This window comes from Burkholderia sp. HMSC10F09, assembly GCF_001806955.1.
In the GTDB taxonomy this organism is placed as follows: Bacteria; Pseudomonadota; Gammaproteobacteria; order Burkholderiales; family Burkholderiaceae; genus Burkholderia; species Burkholderia multivorans.
Genome location: NZ_KV786891.1, coordinates 1 through 1,198 on the forward strand (window position 1 = coordinate 1; position 1,198 = coordinate 1,198).

The window sequence follows — 1,198 nt, forward strand, 5'->3', positions numbered from 1 at the left end:
GCGCCGATGCGGCAGGCGCCGACGCTCCGATCGACGACGCGAACGCCGTGGCGCCCGCGACGACGCGAATCAGCGGGCGACGCACGAACGCTCTCCCCAGCGCACGTCGAGCGAGCCGTCCGCGCCGAACCGGTAGCGACCCTCGCGCCAGCCGAGGCCGAACAGTGTCAGCACGCTCGTGTAATAGCCGGGCGCCGACTCGCGCGCGAGCGTATCGACGCGCGCCGCCTGCGCATCGGCCAGCGCGTGCTGGCCGCGCGCGTCGAGAAACGGCACTGCGGCCGCGGAGTAGCCGCCGTTGCCGTCGTTCGGACCGGCGATACCGGTTGTCGTGTCGACCTTCTCCGGCGGCGCGCCATGCGCGGCGATGTAGTCGGCGAACGGTGCGAAGCGCGCGAGCAGCGGCGCGGCGAGCGGATCGGCGCGATCGAGCATGCCGGCCCACAGATACACGCGAATCGCGTTGTACGCGCTTTCCGCCTGCGTCTGCGGATCGGGACCGAAGCCCGCGCCCGCGCGGTACAGCGCCCAGTCCGGCGCAAAGCCCTTCGGTGCGGTATCGAGCAACACGCGGCCGGTGCTGGCCGCAAGCGCAGCCCAGCGGCGATCGTCGGGCAACCGTGCGGCGAGCGCGCGAATCACCTGCGGCGGCGAATAGCTCGGGTTCACGCGCCATCGGTCGCGCGCAAGCGCGAAGCCGGTCGGCCCGGGCAGCAGCGTGAGCCCGAGGCCCGGCACGTTCGCCGTCTCGTCGTCGAGCACGCGTTTCGCGAGCAGCATGCCGCGCGCGGTATAGCTGCGCTCGTGCCAGAGCCGCCCCGCTTCGACGAGCGCGTACGCGATCCACAGATCGGCATCGGAGGCCGCGTTCGCGTCGAGCACGCGCCACGTGCCGTCCGGCGCGCGGCCCCACAGCCACGCCGGCAGCCGCGCGCTCAGGTCGCCCTGCGCGAGGTTGTTCTCGGTCCATGCGAGGATCGTGTCGAACGTGCGCCGGTCGTTCGCGACGAGCGCGAAGAACAGTCCATACGCCTGCCCCTCCGATACCGTGCGCGAATCGGCCGAACCGACGTCGATCACGCGCCCGTCGGCCGACACGAACGCGCGCTTGAACGCGTCCCAGCGCGGCCAGTCCGCGCCGCAGCGCGCGTCGGCGGCGTCCGTCGCGCTTGCCGCGCCTGCGCCGCCTGCCGCACCG

1 protein-coding gene is annotated in these 1,198 nt (G+C 73.2%); it reads right to left on the minus strand.

Annotated features, from left to right (window positions below):
• Nucleotides 1-69: 69 nt before the first annotated feature.
• The coding region (bcsZ, locus tag HMPREF3115_RS25155; RefSeq protein ID WP_083302297.1) for a cellulose synthase complex periplasmic endoglucanase BcsZ at nt 70-1,198 on the minus strand (1,129 nt) is incomplete at its 5' end.